The following is a 22990-nucleotide window of genomic DNA, read 5'->3' on the forward strand; positions in this document are numbered from 1 at the left end:
ATCAATCCTTGACGATCTGCGGCGAACCCAGGCCCAGACCGGCGATGCGGCCGACAAGTTCCGCCGCACTGGCATGGTCGTTGGCGGGAACGCGCAGGCGGAACAGCGTGCGGCCACCGGCGGCGATGTCGCTGATGGTCGCACCGACGATGCCGGCGGCATTGAGCTGGCCCATCGCGCGGTTGGCGTTGTCTCGGCTGGAGAAGCTGGCGACCTGCACCATCACCGCGCCCACCACCTGCTGCGACAGGCTGGGTGCCGCCGGCGTAGCGGCGACGGTGCGCACCGGTGCCGGCGCGACGGCGCGCGGCGCAGCGCTGGCGACTGCAACCGGTGCCGGTGCAGTGCTGCGCACCAGCGGCGCACTCGGCGGCAGGCTGCTGACCGCCACATCTGGCACGGTGCTGGCCACACCCTGGGTGGTGGCCGGCTGGCCACGCGCCGGCATGCCATCGGCCGGCAGACCCTTGACCAGGCGATCGATATCGCTGTCGGCGGTTGCGCGCGCGGTCGGTGCCGGGCGCGCACTGGCCACCGCGGCTGCCGCTTCGGCGGCACGACGCTCGCGGCGCGACGGTTTCTGCGCCAGCAGGTTGCTCTCGCCCGGCTGCAGCGCGCGCACTTCGACGTTGCCGGTGCCGCGCTGGGTGATGCCCAGGCGCACCGCGGCGGCATAACTGAGATCGACCACGCGGCCATCGTGGAACGGGCCGCGATCGTTGACGCGCACGATCACCGACTCGCCGTTGTCGAGGTTGGTCACGCGGGCGAAGCTGGGCAGCGGCAGCGTCTTGTGCGCGGCGGTGAACTGGTACATGTCGTAGACCTCGCGGTTGGAGGTCAGGCGACCATGGAACTTGGCGCCGTAGTACGACGCGGTGCCGCGCTCGACATAGTCATGGGTATCGTCGAGCACCTTGTACGACTTGCCCAGCACCACGTACGGCGACTTGTTGCCGATCGCCGAGCGCTCCTCGGCGGTCACTTCCGGCTCGGGAATGCAGGCCACGTTGGGAATGTAATCCGGCGTGCTGTCGCGCACGCCCGGCTTGTACAGGCCACCGGCGGTGTAGTTGCCGCGGGTACTCAGGTCTTCCTTGGCCGCCGCGTACGGCGACCCTTCCGGACAGTGTGCCGGGCGCGAGCCGCGCCCCTGCACCAGGGTGCCACCCGACTTGCCACCATGGCCGGCCGTGGCCGGCTTCTTCGGCGCGCTGCTGCAGGCAGCCAACGCGAGGACGATCAAGCCTGGGACCAGCCATCTGATGTTCATGCCGGGGGCAGCTCCTGTCCGGCGATGGCCTGGGACAACTGGAACACGGCCATCGCGTACATCTTCGAGAGGTTGTAGCGGGTGATCGCGTAGTAGTTCTGGAAGCCCAGCCAGTACTGCTTGCCGGTGCTGCCTTCAAGCGTGATCGGGGTGGCGGTGGCGCCCGGCTGCACCGACGCGCTCGGCTGGTAGCCGCGCTGCGCCAGGTCGGCCATCGACCAGGTCGGCATCCATTCGGTCGGATTGAACTCCTCGCGTCCCGGCGCCAGCGTGGCCGGCACGGCCACCTGTCCGCCACGCACCCAGCCGCCCTTCTTCACGAAGTAGTTGGCGATGGACGAGAACACGTCGTCGTAGCTGGTGAACAGGTCGCGGCGGCCATCACCGTTTCCGTCCACGGCGTAATCCAGATAGCTGGACGGCATGAACTGGCCCATGCCCATCGCGCCGGCATAGCTGCCCTTGAGCGTGGTGATGTCCAGGTTCTCTTCGCGGCCCAGCTCGAACAGCTTGGCCAGCTCATCGCGGAAGAACAGCTCGCGGCGCACTTCGCGTTCCAGCTTGGCCGGGTCGCCGCTGCGCGGGTAATAGAACGCCAGCGTGTACAGCGCATCGAGCACGCGATGGCTGCCAGCATTCTTGCCGTAGCTGGTTTCCACGCCGATGATCGCCACGATCACTTCGGCCGGCACGCCGGTGCGCTGCTGCACGCGATCCAGTTCGGCACGGTGCTGGGCCAGGAACGCGCGGCCGCCATCGATGCGCGCCTTGCTGATGAACATCGGCCGGTATTCGTTCCACGGCTTCACCCGCTCGGCCGGGCGCGACATCGCGGCGATGATCGGCTGGCGCACCTGCGCCTGGTCGAGCACGCTGCTGATCTGCTCCGGCTTCAGGCCATAGCGCTTGGCGGTATCGGCAATGAAGCGGGCCCGCGCGACCTCGAACGGCACCGGAGTCAGATCGACCGGCGGCGCGGTGGCAGCGGTGGCTTCGGGCGCAGCCTCGGCCGGGCCATGGGCCTTGGCGGCGGGTTGGCGCGGCGTACTGCTGGCCTGGGGCGAAGACGGTGGGGACTTCGGCTGGGTCGCACAGGCGACCAGGCCGAGGGTGAGCATGCAGGCCAGAGTGCGTCGAATCATCGTCGCAGGTTAGCAGGTCATGGATGAATTAAAACCCCTAACACCATGAATCACAACGATTTGCCCGTGTTCAGCGGGAAATGTGAAGACGTCGTGATCACCCTGCCCCATTCAGATAGAGGTTGCCGGTTGCGTCCCCATCCCCGCAGACGCAACCGGCGACCGGATCCGGTCGGTACCTGCGCGGCTGCCGCTCCCCAGTGGCAGTACCCCGCGCTCCCTGTACCCGTTGGATCAGTACTGCTTCCCGCCCGACGCCCCCTCGCGCTGCATCGATTGACGGCGCGCCGTGCCGAACGGGCCGCCATTGTGCAGGCCGATTACGACAAGTCCATTGATCAAGATCAACGCGCTGTAAAAGTGTGAACCAGCTAACATTTTTTCTGGAAATTGGTCAGAGCGCGTGCTGCTGTGCGTCGTTGTGAGAACGATTCCACAACGGGCATTGCGCAGAGTCAGGAAGTTTCCAGCCAACGGCGCAGCCCCTCGTGGGTGGAATTGGTCGCTGAAAGCCGGATTGCTGAGGGCTGGCCGGGTGGGTGGGCACTGCGGGGACGCCGTGAACCCATCCATGGGGGCTTGGCCGCGGCATCCATGCCGCAGACACCCCGCACTGCCCACCCACCCGGCCGCTGGCAGATTCCGTGTTCGTCCACCCACGGAAAAGAAAAAGAAGATCAAAAGCAAAACCAGCTTGGCCGCCCGCTTCATTGCTTCCTGTAGAGCCGAAGGCAGCGGCAGGAGCCGCTGCCAACGTCGCCCATGGCGACGGCCCGAAGGGTGCCGGTCAGGACGACCGGCATAGCCATGCTCGGCTCACGAGCAAGCGCAGCGCCGCGACCCGCTTTTGATCTTCTCTTTCTTCTCCGTGGGTAGACGCGCACGGAACCTGTCCGTGGCCGGGTAGATGGGCTGCGCAGGGGCGTGAGCCGCATGGATGCGGCGACCGAGCTTACATGGACGTACTTGCAGCGTCCCCTGCGCAGCCCATCTACCCGGCCCCACCCATGAACTGCTTTGCGCGACCACCCACGAGGGGCTGCGCCGTTGGCTGGAAACCCTATCCCCCGTGCACGGGCCGGTGCCCGCGTACCGCCATCACCAACCCGATGCCGGCCAACAGCGAAACCGCCGAGGTCCCGCCGTAGCTGATCAGCGGCATCGGAATGCCCACCACCGGCAGCAGGCCGGAAATCATTCCGCCGTTCACCAGCACGTAGACGAAGAACGCCAGCCCCAGGCTGCCGGCCAGCAACCGCGCATGCGTATCGCGCGCGTGCACTGCAATCCACAGGCAACGCCCGACCACGAACAGGTACAGCGCAAACAGCGTCGCCACGCCGATCCAGCCGAACTCCTCGGCCAGCACCGAAAACGCGAAGTCGGTGGTGTACTCGGGCAGGAAATCCAGCGTGGCCTGGGTGCCCTGCCCCCAGCCACGCCCCTCCCAGCCACCGGAACCGATCGCGATGCGCGACTGCAGGATGTTCCAGCCGGTGCCGAGCGGGTCTGCCGCCGGGTCGAGGAAAGTCAGCACGCGATCCTTCTGGTACTGCCGCAACAGGCCGAACCAGGCCAGGGGTGCAGCCACCGCCAGCCCTGCCGCACCCGTCGCCACCCAGCCCCAGTGCAGTCCAGCCAGCAACAACGCAAACACGCCGCTGGCGGTGACCAAGGTGGCGGTGCCGAGATTGGGCTGCATCAGGATCAATACCGCCGGCACGCCGATCAGCACTGCGGCGGTCAGTACCGTGCGCGGCGACGGCGGCAGCGGTTGCCGGTGCAGGTACCACGCCATCATCAACGGCAGGCTCAGCTTGAGCAGCTCGGACGGCTGCAGGTAGAACACGCCCAGGTTGAGCCAGCGCTGCCCGTACTTGCCGGTGCCGATCACGTACACCGCCATCAGCGGCAACATCGACAGCGCATACAACGCCGGTGTCCATGCACGCAGGCGCAGCAGCGACACGCGCGACAGCAGCCACATGGCCAGCAGCCCACCGGCAAAGCGCGCTGCCTGGCCACCCACCGGCCCGGACACACTGTGCAGCACCGCCAGGCCCGCGCCCATCAGGATCAACAAGGCAGCCAGCAACGGCAGATCGATGGTGCGCACCACCTCACGGCAGCCGCCAAGCAGTCGTTTCCATTCCACGCTGGCCACGGTAGCAACGGGCGCTTGCGTGAAGCTGTCAGGACGCCCCTGCTCTCCGTAGCCGAGCTCTGGGGTCAGATCCCTTTTCCTGTGGGAAAAGGGATCTGACCCCGACGCCGGACTCAACCGTAGCCGCCATGCACCGGATTGTGGCTGCGCACCGCCATCACCAGGCCGAAACCGGCCAGCAGCGAGACCGCCGAGGTACCACCGTAGCTGATCAGCGGCATCGGCACGCCGACCACCGGCAGCAGCCCGGAAATCATCCCGCCATTCACCAGCACATAGACGAAGAACGCCAGGCCGGTGGCGCCGGCCAGCAGGCGTGAATAGGAATCGCGCGACTGGCTGGCGATCCACAGGCAGCGACCGATCACCACCAGGTACAGCGCCAGCACGGTGGCCACGCCGATCCAGCCGAACTCCTCGCTCAACACCGAGAACGCGAAGTCGGTGGTCTGTTCGGGAATGAAGTTCAGGTGCGACTGCGAGCCCTCGCCCCAGCCCTTGCCATCGAAGCCGCCGGAACCGATCGCGATCTTCGACTGGATGATGTTCCAGCCGGCCCCCAGTGCATCCATCTCCGGGTCCAGGAACATCATGATGCGGTCCTTCTGGTACGGCCGCAGCAACCAGAACCAGGCCACCGGCGCGACCGCGGCCACGCCACCCACGCCCAGGCCGACCCACCACCACGGCAGGCCCGCCAGCAGCAGTACGAACACGCCGCTGGCGGCAATCAGCACGCCGGTACCGAAGTCCGGCTGCAGCATCACCAGGCCGGTGGGCACGCCGATGATGACCAGCGCGGTCAGCACGGTGCTGAAGCGCGGCGGCAGCGGCATCTTGTGCAGGTACCAGGCCACCATCATCGGCAGGCTGACCTTCAGCAGTTCGGCCGGCTGCAGGTAGAAGAACTTCAGGTCCAGCCACTGCCGGCCATATTTACCGGTGCCCAGCACGAACACAGCCAGCAACGGGATCATCGAGATCGCGTAGATCATCGGCGTGGCCGAGCGGATGCGCAGGATCGGCACCCGCGAGATGCCCCACAGCGCGGCCATGCCCACCGCGAAACGTGCGCCCTGGGCCATCACCAGGCCGTCGCCACCGGCGCTCTTCAGGGTGGCCAGTCCAATCACCATCAGCGCGCCCAGGGCCAGGCACAGCACCCAGTCCAGCGTGCTGAAGAAGCGGCGCAGCATGTCGCCGGCCCAGCGCAGGAACACTCTCATCGTGCGGGCTCCGCGGGGGTCGGGCGCGGCGTGGCGGGCAGCGCGGCCGCGGCCGGCGTACCCGGCTGCGGTACAGGCGCCGGTTCCGGTGCGGGTACACCGATCAGTACCGGATGTTCACCCAGCTGCACAGCGGCAAGGTCGCCGGCCTGGCGCGCGCCGGCGTCTTCGTTGTCGAACGCGGTGGCGCCGATGGCAGTGGTGCCGCGCTCGCTGTCCAGTGGCTGCATGCCTTCGGGCATCTTGCCCAGCAGGTAGGCGTCGAACACCTTGCGGGCGATCGGCGCGGCGGCCGAACCACCATAGCCACCGCCTTCCACGGCCACCGCGATCGCGATCACCGGGTTGTCCGCCGGCGCAAAGCCGACGAACAGCGCGCGGTGGCGCAGATGCATCGGCAGGCTCTTCGGATTCACGGCGGCGGTGCCCTTGCGGCTGATGACCTGCGCGGTACCGGTCTTGCCGGCCATCACGTACGGAGCACCGACGGCCACGCGCCAGCCACTGCCACCGGGCCGCATGGTCGCCATCATGCCCTCGCGCACGGCCTGCACGTTGTTGGGGTTGGGGCTGACCGGCTTGCTCTCGCCAGCCGGCATCGCCGACCAGTCGCTGTCGAAACCGTCGCGCTGCTGGATCACCAGGTGCGGGGTGCGCAGCTGGCCGTCAGCCAGTGCGCTGACGCCGCGCGCCAGCTGCAGCGGGGTGACCTTCCAGTCGCCCTGGCCGATGCTGATGTTGACCGTATCGCCGGGGTACCAGGCTTCCTTGCGGCTCTTCCGCTTGTAGGCCGGCGACGGCAGGATGCCGCCGATCTCGCCGGTGAGGTCGATGCCGGTCGGCTGGCCGAAGCCGTAGTACTCCATGTAATGGTCGAAGCGCTCGATGCCCAGATCCAGCGCCAGCTTGTAGTAATAGGTGTTGACCGATTCGGCGATGGACTTGCGCAGGTCTGTCCAGCCGTGGCCGCCACGGTGGGCGTCACCCCAGCCGCGCGAGGTGCCCGGCAGGTAGAACATGCCGGTGGACAGCACCTTGTCTTCCGGGCGGCGCACGCCCGAATCGAGGCCGGCCAGGCCGATCAGCGGCTTCAGCGTGGAACCGGGGGCGACGCCACCGAGCACCAGGCGGTTGAACTGCGGCCGCGACGGGTTTTCGTTCAGCGCCTTGAAGTCGGCATGCGAGATGCCGTTGACGAACAGGTTGGGGTCGTAGGATGGCAGGCTGACCATCGCCAGCACTTCGCCGGTGCGCGGGTCCATCGCCACCGCCGAACCTTCCTGGTCGCCGAAGGCAGCCACCATGGCGCGCTGCAGGTCGGCGTCGATCGACAGCCGCAGGTCGGCGCCGGACTGCGCGGCGACGCGGCCGATGGTGCGGATCGCACGCCCCTGCACGTTGGTCTCGACCTGCTCGTAGCCGACCTTGCCGCGCAGCTGCTGCTCGTAATAGCGCTCCAGGCCGGACTTGCCGATGTGGGTCAGCGCAGCGTTGCCTTCGCCGAGGATCTCCAGGTCCTTGTCATCGACGCGGCCGACGTAGCCGATGATGTGCGCGAACAGATCGCCGTAGGGATAGCGGCGGGTCAGGTAGGGCTCCAGCTCGACGCCGGGGAAGCGCCAGCGGTCGACCGCGAAGCGCGCCATCTCCTCGTCGCTCATGCGCAGCTTCAGCGTGACCGGCAGGAACTTGCGGCGCGCCTTGCGCGACTTGTTGAACGCTTCCAGCTCTTCCGGGCTGATGTTGATGATCTTCGCCAACCCTTCCAGGGTGGCGTCCATGTCCTTGACCTTGTCCGGCGTCACGTCCAGGCGGAACGCCGGCACGTTCTCGGCCAGCAGGCGGCCGTTGCGGTCGTAGATCATGCCGCGCCCGGGCACCACCGGCCGCGGCTTGATGCGGTTGGCTTCCGAGCGCGTGGCGTAGACGTCGTGGTCCAGCACCTGCAGCTTGAAGTACCAGCCCCCCAGGCCCAGCAGGCAGACCAGCACGCCCAGGAAGCCCAGCGCCGCACGGCGGCGGAACTGTTCGGCTTCGGCGTGCGGGTTCTTGACCTGGCGGCGCGGGATCATGGCTCAGCGCCCGCGCTTGCCGAAGCGCACCGCGTCCAGCAGCACGAACACCAGCGGCCACAGGCCCATGCCCAGCAGCGGTGCCCACCAGTACGACCACGGCAGGGTCGGCTCATCCACCACGATGTGGACCAGCGCGCTGACGATGCGGTCGTTGAACAGCAGGCCGCCGATGGCCAGCATCTGCTGCGACATCGGGAAGAAGCGGATGCGGGCGCGGAAGCGCTGCAGGATGAAGGCCAGCATCACCAGCCGCAGCGCCTGTTCGCCCAGCACGCCGCCGTACAGCAGGTCGGCGACCACGCCGCTGGCGAAGGCGATGCCCAGGCCGACACGCTCGGGCGCCTCGATGACCCAGTACGCCAGCACCAGCGCCAGCCAGTACGGGCGTAGCGGCTGCAGCAGCGCCGGCAACGGCAGCAGGCCCAGCAGCAGCGCCACCACCAGGCTGGCCGGCAGCACCCACGGGTTGTCTCGCAGACGGCTCATCGCTGGGCCTCCGGCGTGGTCGGTTGCCGGCCAGCGGCCGGCACTACCGTGGAGCTGGCCGGGGGAGAGCCCCCCTCTTGTTGAGGGGGGCGCGCCGACGGCGCGGGGGTAAGGGAGGATGCGGGGACAACCGTCGGCGTCGCAGACGGAGCCGGTGACCGGCCCACGGCCGGTGCAGGCATTGCCGGCGCGGCAGCGGCGCTGGCCGGGCCGCCCGGCGCGGTGGCTTCCAGTTGCAGGCGCAGTTCCGGCGGAATCCGGATCGCAGCGCCCGGGCGCAGCAACAGCACGTCGCGGCCGCGGTCGAGCTGGGCCGCGGGCTTCAGTTCGCCGACCAGGAAGGCGTGGGTGTCGTCCGGGCGCAGGCCGGTGATGGTGCCGACCGGGAAGCCAGCCGGGAAGCGCCCGCCGAGGCCGGAGGTGACGATCTCATCGCCCACCTCCACGCCGGCGCTGAGCGGAATGTCGCGCAGCTCCAGCTTGTCGCCGCGGCCGTAGACGATCAGGCGCACGCCGTTGCGGGCCACGGTGACCGGCACCGCGTGGTCGGGGTCGGTCAGCAGCAGCACGGTGGAGGTGCCGCCGGTGACGCTGATCACCTGCCCCATCAAGCCGCCGGCGTCGATCACCGCTTGGCCGACATGCACGCCCTCGCGGGTGCCGGCATCAAGCACCAGCCGCTGCTTCACCGGGTCCAGGTCGATGTCCAGGATCGGCGCCAGCTGCACGTCCAGGCCACTGCGCTCGGCCACGTTCAGCAGTTCGCGCAGCTGGGCGTTGTCCAGCGCGGCGGTCTGCAGGCGGGTCAGGCGCGCGTTGGCCAGCAGCAGCTGGTTGCGCAGTTCGCGGTTCTCGGTCACCAGCTGGGTGTGGCTGGCGGCGGAATCCTTGACCTGGTTGCCGAGCTTGCCGGGCAGGCCAGCCAGCGCCCATACCGGTTGCACCAGGCTGTTGGCCTGCTCGCGCAGGCGCGCCAGCCAGCCGGCCTGGTCGTCGAGCACGATCAGGGTGATGGCCAATGCGAGGTAAGCCAGCAACCTCAGGGGGCTGGCGGCATCACCGGATCGGGAGGCAACGGGAGGACCGGCGTAGGGCGGCACGGCAACGATTCAACTGGCAGAAGGCGGAAGGGAAACACGCGGGCGCCCCGCCGGTGCCGGCCCGCCATCGCGGCGGGCCGCACCCCGGAAGGGCGCGGCGGGCAGGAACGGCCGGGACGGCTTATTCCGGCGCAAAGAACTCGTTGCCGTGCATGTCCACCAGCTCCAGCGCACGGCCGCCACCGCGGGCCACGCAGGTCAGCGGATCGTCGGCCACCTGCACGTGCAGGCCGGTTTCCTCGGAGATCAGGCGGTCCAGGTCGCGCAGCAGAGCGCCACCACCGGTCAGCACGATGCCGCGCTCGGCGACGTCGGCGCACAGTTCCGGCGGGGTCTGCTCCAGCGCCAGCTTGACCGCGCTGACGATGCCCGACAGCGGCTCGTGCAGGGCTTCAAGCACCTCGTTGGAGCTGATCTTGATCATCTTCGGCACGCCCTCGGCGAGGTTGCGGCCGGAGATTTCCATCTCGATCACTTCCGCCTGCGGGTAGGCGCAGCCCAGCTCGACCTTGATGCGCTCGGCGGTGGCTTCACCGATCAGCATGCCGTGGTTGCGGCGCACGTAGTTGGTGATCGACTCGTCGAAGCGGTCGCCGCCGATGCGGACCGAGGCCGAATAGACGATGCCGTTGAGCGAGATCACCGCCACTTCGGTGGTGCCGCCGCCGATGTCGATGACCATCGAGCCACGGGCTTCGGTGACCGGCATGCCGGCGCCGATCGCGGCGGCCATCGGCTCTTCGATCAGGAACACGTCACGGGCACCGGCTTCCTCGGCCGATTCCTTGATCGCGCGGCGCTCGACCTGGGTCGAGCCGGCCGGCACGCAGACCAGCACGCGCGGGCTCGGGCGCAGCACGCGCGACTTGTGCACCTTCTTGATGAAGTGCTTGAGCATCGCCTCGGTGTAGGTGAAGTCGGCGATGACGCCGTCCTTCATCGGGCGGATGGTGGTGATGTGGCCCGGGGTACGGCCCAGCATCTGCTTGGCTTCGGCGCCCACGGCTGCCACCGAGCGGGTGCCACCGATGGCACGGTCCTGGCGCACGGCCACGACCGACGGCTCGTTCAGCACGATCCCCTGCCCGCGCACGTAGATGAGGGTGTTGGCCGTGCCCAGGTCGATGGACAGGTCGTTGGAGAACATGCCACGGAGTTTCTTGAACATCTGAGGAAGGAGTCCTGAGGGGTGTCGTGCCCGCCGCGGGATGGCGAAAAAATGGGCAGAATTCGAGGCCGACAAGCCTAGCAACCCGCCTGCCGCCGAGCAAGGAAAAAACTAGCTGAACCCGCGTCTTCACAGGCTTTCGGCCTGATCGGGTCTCACCCGGTTCTGGCCCTGAGCGGCACCAGCGGGTAACCTTTGCGCCGTCGGGCGCCCAAGGGCGCCGTTTGCTTGCCCGCTGAACCGGGCCGGCCCACCCCAAAATTCACCGCATAGGCTTACATCGATGTCCGCTCTGATCTGTGGTTCTCTTGCCTTCGACACCATCATGGTGTTCCCGGACCAGTTCAAGAATCACATCCTGCCGGACAAGGTGCACATCCTGAACGTGTCCTTCCTGGTGCCGCGCATGCGCCGCGAGTTCGGCGGCTGCGCCGGCAACATCGCCTACAACCTGCACCTGCTGGGCGGCCAGCCGATCCCGATGGGCACCGTGGGTTCGGACTTCGGCCCGTACCGCGAATACTTCGACGGCCTGGGCATCGACCTGTCGCGCGTGCGCGTGATCGATGAGCTGTTCACCCCGCAGGCGTTCATCACCACCGATCACGACAACAACCAGATCACCGCCTTCCACCCGGGCGCGATGATGCGTTCCTACGAGAACCACGTGCGTGGCGTGCCGGGCGTGACCCTGGGCCTGGTCGGCCCGGACGGCCGCGAAGGCATGATCCAGAACGCGCAGGAATTCCACGAAGACGGCATTCCGTTCATCTTCGACCCGGGCCAGGCCATGCCGCTGTTCAACGGCCCGGAGCTGCGCGCCTTCATCGAGCAGGCCGACTACGTGGTGGTCAACGACTACGAGTCGAACCTGCTGCAGGAACGCACCGGCTGGGACGAGAAGGAGATCGTCAGCCGGGTGAAGGCCTACATCACCACCCGCGGCCCGAAGGGCGCGGTCATCCACACCCCGGAAAAGAGCTACGACATCCCGCCGGCACACGAGCGCCGCGTGGTCGACCCGACCGGCTGTGGCGACGCCTTCCGCGCCGGCCTGATCTACGGCATCCAGAAGGGCTACGACTGGCTGACCATCGGCCGCATGGGCAACCTGATGGGCGCGCTGAAGGTCGAGCACCCGGGCACGCAGAACCAGCGCTTCACCTTTGATGAGTTCAACGAGCAGTTCAAACAGCAATTTGGCTACGCGCTTAGCGCGTAACCAGATTGCTCGCGCATTCCACCTTATCCCCGCGCCTTCGGCGCGCCCCCTTGAACAACAAGGGGGCTTTCCACCCGATGCGCTATCGGGAATGCTGTTGGTAGGTGTCGACCCTGGTCGACACTGTCGGCCAGCGGCCGGCACTACCCCTTCTGCTGCCAAGCGGCCAACAGGTCGCGGCAATCGGCGAAATGCCAGTCGGCACGGCCCGGCCACGGATTTTCCGGCAGGTTGACCAGCACGGTGTGCGTGCCCGCGGCGCGGCCACACTCGAGGTCGTAGGCGTGGTCACCGACCATCACCGCCTCCGACGCTGCGATGCCCCAATGCCGCAGGTGCTGCTGCAGCCCATCCGGTGAGGGCTTGGGCACGGCTTCATCGCGGCCGATGATGTCGGCATCGTCGAACAGTTCCCCAACCCCGATCGCGTCCAGCGTCAGCTTCGCCAGCGCATGATCGTTGCGGGTCAGGATGCCCAGCCGGCAACCGTCGGCTGCCAGCGCACGCAGCAGCTTCACCGCACCCGGCGCCGGCAGTGCGTCCTCGGCCAGCGCGCGTTCGTGATCCAGCAGCCACTCACGCTTGGCCTGGGCCGGTGCATCCGGCAGCGCTGCGATATGGTCGAGGATGTCTTCCTCCGCGGCAATCTGCAGCGCGCGGCGGATCGCGGCGAAATCATGCACGGCCACCGTCAGCGTGCCGTCCATGTCGAACACCCAGTGCCGGATCGCGGACAACGCGTGCACTGCGCTGCCCGTCGCGATCATCACTGCCACCACTGCGGCATGCGGCTGGCGTCGACACCGCCGGTTTCGAACACGGCCGTGCGCGTGCCGCCAGCCTTGACCGGGAACTCGATGCTGATCGACTTGCCCTTGCGCGCCAGCTTCCACAGCGCCTTCTGGTCGGTGATGAACAGGGCAATGGCTTCATCGGTCTTCGGCCGCCACGCCGCCATGGAAATCGGCTTGCCGTCGTCCACGGTCACCTTCACCGTGCACTGCGGGCAGCGGAAATCGCCGGCCTGCAGCACCAGGTAGGCATGCCGCTTCCACTCCGGATGATCGCGGAACACCAGCTGCACCGGCTTGGCGCCGCTGCCATCCACGTCCACTCGTTCCTTGCTGTAGATCTGCGCCGAAACCTGGTTGCCCTTGCTGCCTACCGGGATCTGGTTGTACTGCCACAGCGCCTGCATGCGGCGCAGGTCGCGCGCGGCATCGCCCTTGGCCTTGACCTCGTCGAAGCCTGCGGCGATGCGCTCGGCGGCGGCGGTGTCCTTGTACTGGTCCAGCAGCGAGGCGCCATGCAGGCGCGCGCGTTCCCAGTCCTGCGCGGCCACGGCCATGTCGTACTGCTTGGCCACGTCTTCGGCCTTGGCCTCCTTCTGCGCCTGCACGGCGGCCGCGGCGGCTTCCTGCGCCTTGCGCTCTTCCTCGGGGTTGCTGCAGGCGGCCAGGGCCAGGGCACAGGCGGTGAGCAGGATCAGTCGTTTCATGGCGGAGGTCCTTGGTGTTTTCGCATTCTTGTAGAGTCGAGCCATGCTCGACTGCTGTTGAAGAGCCAGTCGAGCATGGCTCGACTCTACAAAGAAAAGCGCCGGGGGATACCCGGCGCGTCTTCTTACTTGGCTTCGGCCTTGGCCAGCATGTCCTGGACCGAGGCGGTGGTGATCGGGTGGTAGCCCGGCTTGGCCTTTTCGAAGGCCTGCTTGGCCAGCTCCAGACCCTTCGGCGTCTTCACCAGTTCGGCGTAGATCGGCATGATCAGCTTGCGACGACCGACGCGCTCGATGAACGCGGCTGCACCTTCATTGGCCTGCTCGTAACCGCTGCGGATCGCCAGCGGGTACCAGCGCATGGCGATCTCGCCATTCGGGGTGCCGGTGAAGTGGAACGCCTTGTCCAGCGTGGCCAGCTTGTCCAGCGGCTGGGTCGCGCCCAGGCCGTCGATGAAGCGCACCCATTCCTGCGTGCTCCAGTCGGCGATGACCTGGCTGCTCGGCACGGTGCCGGCGCTGGCAAAGGCAATGCGCGCGGTATCGACACTGCTGAAGTTGCGCGACTGCGCCTTGGCCGCGAACGCCGGAATGCCCGGCTCGTCCAGCCATGCCTTCAGTTCGGCCTCGGTCACTGCCGACGGATTCTTCGGCAGCAGGTTCTTCTTCATGTACTCGACGAACTGGTCGGTGTTCGCGCTCTGGAATGCGTGGTCATCGAACCAACCGCGCAGGAACGGATCGAAGGTCTCGCGGCCGAAGCGCTGTTCCAGGAATTCCAGGAACCACGAGCCCTTGACATAGGCCACCTGGCTGAGGGCTTCGTCGGGGTCACGCTCGTTCAGCGGCGGCAGCGCCAGCGCCTGGTCGGCCGGGCTCATGTCCTTCACTTCGGCCAGCAGGTCGGTCTGGTCGATCTGCTTCTCCATCTCGGCCATCTCCTTGCCGTACAGGGCTTCGGTGATGCGGCCCTGGACGTAGGTGGTGAAGCCTTCATTGAGCCAGATGTCCTTCCAGCTGGCGTTGGTCACCAGGTTGCCCGACCAGCTGTGCGCCAGTTCGTGTGCGACCAGCGAGACCAGCGACTTGTCACCGACGATCACGGTCGGGGTGGCGAAGGTCAGGCGCGGGTTCTCCATGCCGCCGAACGGGAACGACGGCGGCAGCACCAGCATGTCGTAGCGGCCCCAGCGGTATTCGCCGTACAGCTTCTCGGCGGCACCGATCATCTTCTCGGTGTCTTCGAATTCCTTGGCGGCCTTGTTGACCATGGTCGGCTCGGCCCAGACGCCGGAGCGGCCGGAGATCGGCTCGAACACCAGGTCACCGGCGGCGATGGCCAGCAGGTACGACGGAATCGGCTGCGGCATCTTGAAGGTGTAGTCACCGTCACGCGCGGCCTTCGGATCGTTGTCGGCGCTCATCAGCACCATCACGTCCGGGCGCGAGACCACGTGCGCGCTGTAGGTGAAGCGCACGCTCGGGGTGTCCTGCAGCGGCACCCAGGAACGGGCGTGGATCGCCTGCGACTGGCTGAACATGAAGGGCAGCTTCTTGCCCTCGGTCATCGACGGCGCCAGCCACTGCAGGCCCGAAGCGGTCGGTGCGGTGTGGTAGGTCACTTCCACCTTGGCCGGCTGTTCCGGGGCCTCGATGGTCAGCTTGCTGCCGAACACCTTGTCGACCGGGGCCAGCTCGAACTTCAGCGCGCTGCGCGCGCCATCGGCGGCGACGGCCTCGACCTTGGACACGGTCAGCTCGCGGGTGTCGAGCACCAGCTGCTTGGCATCCTTCTGCTTCCATTCCAGGGTGTAGGTGGCGGTGCCGCCGATCTGCTTCTGGTCGAAGTCCAGCTTCAGATCCAGCGCGATGTCCTTGATGACGACCTTGTCCGGCTCGGCGTACGAGCTTTCGTCGTGGCTGCGGTTCTCGGCGTTCACGGGGGCGGCGGGAGCCTTTGCGGCAGTCGGGGCGGCGGCGGGCGCGGCCGCCTCCTGGGAGCAGCCGGCGGCCAGGGCCACGGCCAGCGGAAGGAGCATCAGCGGATTACGCATGAATCGGGACCGTTACGGGGATCAGACCCCCAATGGTACCTCCCTGCGGCCCCGCAGGCGTTGCGCGGTGCGGGGTAATGGCGGGCGGGGCTGATCCTGCGCCTCCCGCACATGCCAACCAAGGTCGGCATCCACAGGTAGGTGCCAACCTTGGTTGGCACGGATGTGTCAGCGCCCGGTGCAAGCGTGTGCCAACCAAGGTTGGCACCTACCAGAACAGGTAGCGCCGGGCCATGCCCGGCGGCCCCACACGCTTTACAGCTTGTAGCCGGAGTGGATCGAAACGATGCCGCCGGTCAGGTTCTTGTAGTGGCAGCGCTCGAAACCGGCCTGCCCCATCATCGCCTTCAGTTCGTCCTGCGGCGGGTGCTTGCGGATGCTTTCGGCCAGGTACTGGTAGCTGTCCGAATCGTTGGCGAACAGCTTGCCCAGCTTGGGCAGGATCCTGAACGAGTGGAAGTCGTAGATCGGCTTGAACCAGTCCGCGGTGACTTCGGAGAACTCCAGCACGCGGGCCTGGCCGCCCACCTTCAGCACGCGGTACATCTCGCGCAGGCCAGCGTCCTTGTCGGTCACGTTGCGCAGGCCGAAGGCGATGGTGACCAGGTCGAAGCTGTTGTCCGGGAACGGCAGGGCTTCGGCGTTGCACTGCACGTAGTCCAGGCCGAGCACCAGGCCGCGGTTGGTCAGGCGGTCACGGCCGACCGACAGCATGCCGGCGTTGATGTCGCCCAGCACCACCGAGCCCTCGGCGCCAACGCGCTCCTTCAGCAGGGCGGCGATGTCGCCGGTGCCGCCGGCCAGGTCGAGCACGCGGTCGCCCGGCTTCACCTGCGCGGTCGCCACGTAGTAGCGCTTCCACGCCCGGTGCACGCCCAGGCTCATCAGGTCGTTCATCAGGTCGTAGTTGCGCGCGACCGAGGTGAACACCTGGCCGACCAGCTTCTGCTTGTCCTTGGCGGCGACGTCGCGGAACCCGAAATGGGTGGTACCGGCTTTGTAGGGGGATTCGCTCATGGCCCCGATTATCGCACCGCCGGGGGCCAGCGGCACCCCCTGCCCGTATCATGGCGGGCCACGACTTACCGGAGCCCCCGCATGATCACCACGCCCGACTACCAGGCCCTGCTGCAGACCGCCATCGCCGAAGCCCGCCAGGGCCTGGCCGAGGGCGGCGTGCCGATCGGCGCGGCGCTGTACCACAACGACGGCCGCCTGCTCGGCTGTGGCCACAACCGCCGCGTGCAGGAAGGCGACCCCTCCGTGCATGGCGAGACCGACGCCTTCCGCAAGGCCGGCCGCCAGCGCCGCTACCAGGACACCATCATGGTCACCACCCTGGCCCCGTGCTGGTACTGCTCGGGCCTGGTCCGCCAGTTCAACATCGGCACCGTGGTGGTGGGCGAATCGCGCACCTTCCAGGGCGGCATCGACTGGCTGCGCGAGAACGGCGTCAACGTGATCGACCTGGACAACCAGGAATGCGTCGACCTGCTCGGCGATTTCATCAGCCGTCATCCGGATATCTGGAACGAAGACATCGGTGAATGAGCACCACGCAGCATACTGTTGAACCCGCTTAATGAACGCTTCAGTGCCAGCACACCCTTGTGCCGGCAGCGTTTGCGGCCATTGCCGTGAACCCGTGCACAGTCAGCTGCCAGGCCTGCATACACAGCGGTAACACCCCACCCGGGCAACGCGCCTAGGGTGGGGTTACCGGGGCCTTCTCCCCCCGGCGGAGCCAGCCATGTGCGCGCACGCCGTTCGCCCTACGCCCGACCCGGTTCTCGATGCCATCCGCGAACGCCTGCAGCAGCAGTACGCGCTGCACCAGCGCGGCGCGCTGTTCTGGACCGCCTACCAGGGCCTGCAGCTGGAACTGGTACGTGGCCATCCGCTCGACCATGAGCGCCTGTGCAACGCGATGGCCGACATCGCCGAAGACCTCGGTGCGGTCGAGCACGCGCAATTGATAGGCAATCGCAACGCCGGCTCCACGCCGCGCTGACACGGCTTGCACCGGCGCATACGCCACACTGCGATGAACCCCCACTCCCATCCACTTCAACCGATTGGATCGACATGCACGCCGAAGTCCCCACCATTCCCCCGGTCATCAACGTTGACGCCGAACTTGACCACTGGCGCCGCCAGCATGCCGACGGCGCACTGCCGCACAACTCGTTCGGCTCGTACGTGCCATGGATCAAGTTTGCCTGCGATTCGCTGATCACCCAGCCGCGCGCCAGCAATGCGCAGCGCGACGAGATGTTCCAGACCCAGTACGCACTGCAGATCATGCCGCGCCTGAGCGAAGCCCAGGCCCGCGAATTCGTCGACCGTTGCTGGCAGCACGTCTACCAGACCAGCCCGGTGCGCCTGCAGGACGCGCCGCGCCTGCGCGCCTGAGCTGCCTCGCGACGGCTGCACGGCCCCTGCACGAGCCACTGCCGATCATCCTCGTCACCTGAGTGGGACGACGACGATGAAAGCACGCAATCTGTTCAATACGATCGCCAAGAAGGCCGCGGCCGCCACCGGTTCGCCGTGGACCTTCCTGGCTGCGGTAGCGATCGTGGTGATCTGGGGCATCAGCGGTCCGGTGTTCGGTTTCAACGACACCTGGCAGCTGGTGATCAACACCGGTACCACCATCATCACCTTCCTGATGGTGTTCCTGATCCAGCACACACAGAACGCGGATACCGCCGCGATGCAGATCAAGCTCGACGAGCTGATCCGTGCCACCGCAGAGGCCAACAACGAACTGTTGGATCTGGAAGAACTGGACGAAGAGCGGCTGGAAGAGATCCGCCGCGAGTACGAGCAGATGGCCCGCGAAGCCGGCGACGCGCTGGCGCGGGTGCGCGCCTGCCATGTGGCGCGGCGCGACGATGAGGCGGTGTAGCGGCCCCCTGAAATGACAATGCCGGCCAGCGGCCGGCACTACCATCGATCATCAAGGGAGAGCCGGCCGCTGGCCGGCTTTCTCTCACCCGCGCTCGTGCCAGCCGCCGCCCAGCACCTTGTACAGGGTGATGCGGTTGGCCTGCTGCGCCAGCTGCGCCTGCAGCTGGGTCTGCTGCGCGTTGTAGGCGGTACGCCGCGCATCAAGCAGGGTCACGAAGCTGTCCAGGCCAGCGTCGTAGCGCGCCTGCGACAGGCGGTTGGCCTGTTCGGCCGCTTCCACCAGGCGCTGCTGTGAACTCACCTGCTCATCCAGGCTGACATTCAATGCCAGCGCATCGGCGGTTTCGCGGAAGCCCACCTGGATCGACTTCTCGTACTGCGCCAGCGCGATGTCACGGTCCGCGTTGGCGATGGCCAGGTTGGCGCGCAGCTTGCCACCCTGGAAGATCGGCAGGGTGATCTTCGGCAGGAAGCTCCACACGCGGGTGCCGCTGTCGAACAGGTTGGACAGTTCGCTCGAGCCGCTGCCGATGCTGCCGGTCAGCGAGATGCTCGGGAAGAACGCCGCACGTGCCGCGCCGATGTTGGCGTTGGCCGCCAGCAGCTGGTGTTCGGCGGCCATGATGTCCGGGCGCTGCAGCAGCACGTCGCTGGGCAGGCCGGCCGGCGGCGGTGCCAGCGCCAGCAGCTGCGGTTCGATGCTGTCCGGCAGCAGCGCCGGATCCAGCTGGCCACCGGCCAGCAGCGCCAGTGCGTTGCGGTCCTGGGCCAGCTGCCCGCGCAGGCGCGCGGCATCGGTGCGCGCGGTCTCGACCAGGGTACGGGTCTGGGTCAGCTCCAGCGCCGAACTGCCACCACGCTCGTGGCGGGCTTCGGCCAGGCGCAGCGAGTCCTCGTAGGTCTTCAGCGTGGCGTCGGCGATCTTCAGCCGCTGCGCATCGGCGCCATAGGTCAGCCACGCCGTCGCGGTCTCGGCCACCAGGCTCAGCTGCGCGTTGCGGCGGTTGGCAGCCACGGCGAAGTACTGCTGCAGTGCCGCCTCGCTGAGGTTGCGCACGCGACCGAACAGGTCGAGCTCGAACTCGGCCACGCCGACACCGGCGGTGAACTGCTCGGTGACACCGGCGTCGGTGCCCTGGCGCTGCATCTGGCCGGTGACGGCCACGCCGGGCACGCGGTCGGCGCGCTGCACGCGGTACTGGCCGCGCGCGCGTTCAACATTGAGCACGGCCACGCGCAGGTCGCGGTTGTTCTGCAGCGACTGGTCGATCACCTGCTGCAGGCGCGCATCGGTGAAGAAGTCGCGCCAGCCAACGGCGGCAACATCGGCCACCTGGCCCTGCGTGGCCTCGGCCGGCCACTGCGCCGGAATGGCCGGAGCGACGGCGGTGTCCTTCGGTGCCAGGGTGGAGCAGCCGCCCAGCGCGAGCGCGGCGGCAACGGAAAGGAACAGGGATGCACTTTTCATGGGAATGACTTCCATCGGTACTGCCGGATGGCAGGAGGTCGTGCCGGCCAGCGGCCGGCACGACCGTTTCGCTTACGTCGAGGATTTGCGCTTGAACAGGCGCTGCACCACCACGAAGAACAGCGGTACGAAGAACACGCCGAGCACGGTGCCGACGATCATGCCGCCGAGCACGCCGGTGCCGATCGCCTGCTTGGCGCCGGAGCCGGCACCGGTGGAGATCGCCAGCGGTACCACGCCCATGCCGAAGGCCAGCGAGGTCATCACGATCGGGCGCAGGCGGTCACGCACGGCGTGCATGATCGACTCGATCAGGCTGGCGCCCTTCTCCAGGTTTTCCTTGGCGAACTCGACGATCAGGATCGCGTTCTTGCTGGTCAGGCCCACCGTGGTCAGCATCGCCACCTGGAAGTAGATGTCGCGCTCCAGGCCCTTGAAGGTGTTGGCCAGCACCGCGCCGAGGATACCCAGCGGAGCCGCCAGCAGCACCGCGGTCGGCACGCTCCAGCTTTCGTACATCGCGGCCAGGCACAGGAACACGATCATCAGCGACAGCGTGTACAGCAGCGGCGTCTGCGAGCCGGCCTGACGTTCCTGGTAGGACATCGCCGTCCACTCGATGCCGAAGCCCTGCGGCAGCTGCTTGGCCAGCTGTTCGATCTCGGCCATGGCATCACCGGAGGCCACACCCGGGGCCGGTTCACCCTGGATTTCCATCGCCGACACGCCGTTGTAGCGCTCCAGGCGCGGCGAGCCGTAGTCCCAGTGCTTGGTGGCGAAGGCACTGAACGGCACCATCTCGCCCTTGTCGTTCTTCACGGACCAGAGATCGAAGTCCTCCGGCACCATGCGGAACGCCTGGTCGGCCTGCACGAACACACGCTTGACGCGGCCGCGATCGACGAAGTCATCGATGTACGAGCTGCCCCACGCCGCGGCCAGCGTGCCGTTGATCTGGTCGATCGACAGCCCCAGCGAGGTCGCCTTGGCCGCGTCGATGTCGATGCGGAACTGCGGCGTGTCTTCCTGGCCGTTCGGGCGCACGTTGGCCAGCTTCTTGCTGCCGGCGGCGAGGCCGAGCAGCTGGTTGCGCGCGGCCACCAGTGCCTCGTGGCCCTGGCCGCTGTTGTCCTTCAGGAAGAAGGTGTAGCCCGAAGCGGTACCCAGTTCCGGAATGGCCGGCGGCGGGAAGGCGAAGATGAAGGCATCCTTGATCTGGCCCAGTGCCGCCATCGCACGACCGGTGATCGGCATCACGCCATTGTTGGCGTCACGCTCGCTCCAGTCCTTCAGCTTGACGAATGCCATGCCGGCGTTCTGGCCCATGCCGGCGAAGCTGAAGCCCTGCACCGAGAACACCGAGTCCACCGCATCCTTCTCGTTCTGCAGGAAGTGGTTTTCCAGTGCCGCGATCGATTCCAGCGTACGTTCCTGGGTGGCGCCGACCGGGGCCTGCACCAGCGCCATCAGCACACCCTGGTCTTCGTTGGGCAGGAACGAGCTGGGCAGGCGCACGAACAGCACGCCCATCAGCACGAACAGCGCCGCCACGATGCCCATGAAGCGCCACGGACGGTGGATGATGCCGCGCACGCCGCGCTGGTAGCTTTCGCTGGTGCGGTCGAAGCCGCGGTTGAAGCCGTTGAAGAAACGACCGGCCAGGCCGCGGTGGGCGACGTGGTGCTCACCCTTCTTCAGCGGCTTGAGCATGGTCGCGCACAGCGCAGGCGTCAGCACGATCGCCACCAGCACCGACAACGCCATCGCAGAGACAATCGTGGCCGAGAACTGGCGATAGATCACACCGGTGGAGCCGCTCATGAAAGCCATCGGCACGAACACCGCCGACAGCACCAGGCCGATACCCACCAGTGCGCCGGTGATCTGGCCCATCGACTTGCGGGTCGCTTCGAGCGGCGACAGCCCTTCCTCGGACATGATGCGCTCGACGTTCTCCACCACCACGATGGCATCGTCCACCAGCAGGCCGATCGCCAGCACCATCGCGAACATGGTCAGCATGTTCACCGAGAAGCCCAGCATCGCCAGCACGCCGAAGGTACCCAGCAGCACCACCGGCACGGCGATGGTCGGGATCAGGGTGGCGCGGAAGTTCTGCAGGAACAGGTACATCACCACGAACACCAGCACGATCGCTTCGATCAGGGTCTGCACCACGCCCTTGATCGACACGCGCACGAACGGGGTGGTGTCGTACGGGATCTCGGCCTTCAGGCCGGCCGGGAAGAAGCTCTTCATGTCCTGCAGCGCGGCATCCACGCCGGCTGCGGTATCAAGCGCGTTGGCGCCGGTGGCCAGGGTGACCGCCAGGCCGCTGGCCGGCTGGCCGTTGTAGCGGGTGACGAAGTCGTAGGACTCGGCACCCAGCTCGACGCGGGCGACATCGCCCAGGCGCAGTTCGGCACCGTCCTGCGCACCGCGCACGATGATGTTGCGGAACTGTTCCGGGGTCTGCAGGCGCGACTGCGCGTTGATCGTGGCGTTGAGCTGCTGGCCCTTCACCGACGGCGCACCGCCGAGCTGACCGATGGCCACCTGGGCGTTCTGCGCCTTGATCGCGGCGGTCACTTCCGGCACCGACAGGCCATAGGTGTGCAGCTTGTTCGGGTCCAGCCAGATGCGCATGGCGTACTTGCCACCGAACACCTGGATGTTGCCCACGCCCGGCACACGGCTGAGACGGTCGACGACATTGGAACCGACGTAGTCGGCGATGTCGTTGGCATCCATGCTGCCGTTCTCGGACACGAACGCGATGACGTTCAGGAAGCCCGAGCTGGACTTGGCCACGTTGATGCCCTGCCGCTGCACTTCCTGCGGCAGCAGCGGCATGGCCAGCTGCAGCTTGTTCTGCACCTGCACCTGGGCGATGTCCGGGTTGGTGCCGCTCTCGAAGGTCAGGGTGATGGTGGCCTGGCCGTTGGACGAGCTGTTGGAGGAGAAGTAGATCAGGCCATCAAGGCCCTTCATGTTCTGCTCGATGATCTGCGTCACCGAGTCCTCGACCACCTTGGCCGATGCACCCGGGTAGGTGGCGCTGATTTCCACCGCCGGCGGTGCGACGTTGGGGTACATCGAGACCGGCAGCTTGAACAGGGCCAGGCCGCCGGCGAGCATGATGATGATGGCGATCACCCACGCGAAGATGGGTCGATCGATGAAAAAGCGTGCCATGGGGTT

19 protein-coding genes are annotated in these 22990 nt (G+C 67.1%); 5 read left to right on the forward strand and 14 right to left on the reverse strand.

Going from position 1 to position 22990, the window contains the following annotated elements:
- Position 1: 1 nt before the first annotated feature.
- The 8 genes from ACZK1G_RS18995 to ACZK1G_RS19030 all read right to left on the reverse strand — a co-directional run bounded on the left by ACZK1G_RS18995 (position 2) and on the right by ACZK1G_RS19030 (position 10634).
- Positions 2–1273 carry a septal ring lytic transglycosylase RlpA family protein gene (locus tag ACZK1G_RS18995; RefSeq protein WP_049443676.1) on the reverse strand — a complete coding sequence of 424 codons (1272 nt, stop codon included), beginning with the start codon at positions 1271–1273 and terminating at the stop codon, positions 2–4.
- On the reverse strand, positions 1270–2415 hold the full coding sequence (gene mltB, locus ACZK1G_RS19000) for a lytic murein transglycosylase B (RefSeq protein WP_101766094.1): 1146 nt from the start codon (positions 2413–2415) through the stop codon (positions 1270–1272). The genes ACZK1G_RS18995 and mltB overlap by 4 nt, the downstream gene beginning before the upstream one ends.
- 1060 nt (positions 2416–3475) lie before the next feature.
- Positions 3476–4570 carry a rod shape-determining protein RodA gene (gene rodA / locus ACZK1G_RS19005; protein ID WP_170871752.1) on the reverse strand — a complete coding sequence of 365 codons (1095 nt, stop codon included), beginning with the start codon at positions 4568–4570 and terminating at the stop codon, positions 3476–3478.
- A gap of 122 nt (positions 4571–4692) precedes the next feature.
- Positions 4693–5805: a rod shape-determining protein RodA gene (gene rodA / locus ACZK1G_RS19010; RefSeq protein ID WP_014038519.1), complete on the reverse strand. Its 1113-nt coding sequence runs from the start codon at positions 5803–5805 to the stop codon at positions 4693–4695.
- Complete coding sequence (gene mrdA, locus ACZK1G_RS19015) at positions 5802–7877, reverse strand: penicillin-binding protein 2 (protein WP_101766095.1); 2076 nt, start codon at positions 7875–7877, stop codon at positions 5802–5804. The genes rodA (ACZK1G_RS19010) and mrdA overlap by 4 nt, the downstream gene beginning before the upstream one ends.
- Positions 7878–7880: 3 nt before the next feature.
- Positions 7881–8366 carry a rod shape-determining protein MreD gene (gene mreD / locus ACZK1G_RS19020; RefSeq protein ID WP_005419400.1) on the reverse strand — a complete coding sequence of 162 codons (486 nt, stop codon included), beginning with the start codon at positions 8364–8366 and terminating at the stop codon, positions 7881–7883.
- Positions 8363–9466 (reverse strand): rod shape-determining protein MreC, encoded by a 1104-nt coding sequence (mreC, locus tag ACZK1G_RS19025; protein WP_101766096.1) that lies wholly within the window; start codon positions 9464–9466, stop codon positions 8363–8365. The genes mreD and mreC overlap by 4 nt, the downstream gene beginning before the upstream one ends.
- 121 nt (positions 9467–9587) lie before the next feature.
- Positions 9588–10634: a rod shape-determining protein gene (locus tag ACZK1G_RS19030; RefSeq protein WP_005419402.1), complete on the reverse strand. Its 1047-nt coding sequence runs from the start codon at positions 10632–10634 to the stop codon at positions 9588–9590.
- A gap of 283 nt (positions 10635–10917) precedes the next feature.
- On the opposite strand from ACZK1G_RS19030, the gene ACZK1G_RS19035 reads away from it, so the two are divergent.
- Complete coding sequence (locus tag ACZK1G_RS19035; protein ID WP_049443686.1) at positions 10918–11856, forward strand: carbohydrate kinase family protein; 939 nt, start codon at positions 10918–10920, stop codon at positions 11854–11856.
- A gap of 143 nt (positions 11857–11999) precedes the next feature.
- On the opposite strand, the gene ACZK1G_RS19040 is transcribed toward ACZK1G_RS19035, so the two are convergent.
- The 4 genes from ACZK1G_RS19040 to ubiE form a co-directional block, all read right to left on the reverse strand.
- Positions 12000–12623, reverse strand: coding sequence for an HAD family hydrolase (locus ACZK1G_RS19040; RefSeq protein ID WP_049443688.1), 624 nt, complete (start codon positions 12621–12623; stop codon positions 12000–12002).
- Positions 12623–13354 carry a hypothetical protein gene (locus ACZK1G_RS19045; protein WP_049443690.1) on the reverse strand — a complete coding sequence of 244 codons (732 nt, stop codon included), beginning with the start codon at positions 13352–13354 and terminating at the stop codon, positions 12623–12625. Before ACZK1G_RS19045 ends, ACZK1G_RS19040 begins: the two co-directional genes overlap by 1 nt.
- Before the next feature lie 125 nt (positions 13355–13479).
- A complete protein-coding gene (locus ACZK1G_RS19050) occupies positions 13480–15408 on the reverse strand; it encodes a M1 family metallopeptidase (protein WP_014038524.1) in 1929 nt (642 codons plus the stop codon).
- 255 nt (positions 15409–15663) lie between these two features.
- Complete coding sequence (gene ubiE, locus ACZK1G_RS19055; protein ID WP_006471026.1) at positions 15664–16425, reverse strand: bifunctional demethylmenaquinone methyltransferase/2-methoxy-6-polyprenyl-1,4-benzoquinol methylase UbiE; 762 nt, start codon at positions 16423–16425, stop codon at positions 15664–15666.
- Positions 16426–16506: 81 nt separating this feature from the next.
- Here ubiE and ACZK1G_RS19060 point away from each other — a divergent pair, with 81 nt between their 5' ends.
- The 4 genes from ACZK1G_RS19060 (at position 16507) to ACZK1G_RS19075 (ending at position 18319) form a co-directional block, all read left to right on the forward strand.
- A complete protein-coding gene (locus tag ACZK1G_RS19060; RefSeq protein WP_005419409.1) occupies positions 16507–16959 on the forward strand; it encodes a nucleoside deaminase in 453 nt (150 codons plus the stop codon).
- 199 nt (positions 16960–17158) lie between these two features.
- The gene (locus ACZK1G_RS19065; protein WP_014038525.1) at positions 17159–17419 is read left to right on the forward strand and encodes a hypothetical protein; all 261 of its coding nucleotides are present in this window, start codon (positions 17159–17161) and stop codon (positions 17417–17419) included.
- Between the two features lie 74 nt (positions 17420–17493).
- The gene (locus ACZK1G_RS19070) at positions 17494–17820 is read left to right on the forward strand and encodes a hypothetical protein (RefSeq protein WP_014038526.1); all 327 of its coding nucleotides are present in this window, start codon (positions 17494–17496) and stop codon (positions 17818–17820) included.
- A gap of 76 nt (positions 17821–17896) precedes the next feature.
- A complete protein-coding gene (locus ACZK1G_RS19075; protein WP_014038527.1) occupies positions 17897–18319 on the forward strand; it encodes a low affinity iron permease family protein in 423 nt (140 codons plus the stop codon).
- An 84-nt stretch (positions 18320–18403) separates the two neighbouring features.
- On the opposite strand, the gene smeF is transcribed toward ACZK1G_RS19075, so the two are convergent.
- On the reverse strand, positions 18404–19804 hold the full coding sequence (smeF, locus tag ACZK1G_RS19080) for a multidrug efflux RND transporter outer membrane subunit SmeF (RefSeq protein ID WP_158298009.1): 1401 nt from the start codon (positions 19802–19804) through the stop codon (positions 18404–18406).
- 57 nt (positions 19805–19861) lie between these two features.
- Positions 19862–22984: a multidrug efflux RND transporter permease subunit SmeE gene (gene smeE / locus ACZK1G_RS19085; RefSeq protein WP_101766098.1), complete on the reverse strand. Its 3123-nt coding sequence runs from the start codon at positions 22982–22984 to the stop codon at positions 19862–19864.
- Positions 22985–22990 lie beyond the last annotated feature (6 nt).

Source organism: Stenotrophomonas sp. 109824_Sma, assembly GCF_056480025.1.